Genomic DNA, 331 nt, shown 5'->3' on the forward strand with positions numbered 1-331 from the left:
CACGCCTGATTCGGGCGAGTTCAAGCTCGACGGCACGGCCTATACGCCGACCGCCGTCTATCAGGTGGCGCAGGCCGGCATTGCGCGTACGTTCCAGAACATTCGCCTGTTCGGCGGCATGACCGCGCTCGAAAACGTGATGGTCGGCCGCCACGTGCGGACGAAGCACGGGCTGCTCGGCGCGGTGTTCCAGACGCCGTCGGAGCGTCAGGAAGAACGCGAGATCAAGGAACGCGCGATCGAACTGCTCGAATACGTGGGCATCGCGCAGTACGCGGACTACACGTCGCGCAATCTCTCGTACGGCCACCAGCGCCGTCTGGAAATCGCA

The 331-nt window shown here is 64.4% G+C and carries 1 protein-coding gene; it reads left to right on the forward strand.

Features of this window, described 5'->3' with window-relative positions:
- On the forward strand, positions 1 to 331 hold a 331-nt coding region (locus U5A58_RS40595; protein WP_321965473.1), incomplete at both ends, for an ATP-binding cassette domain-containing protein.

The organism is Paraburkholderia sp. J7, assembly GCF_905220155.1.
Lineage (GTDB): Bacteria > Pseudomonadota > Gammaproteobacteria > Burkholderiales > Burkholderiaceae > Paraburkholderia.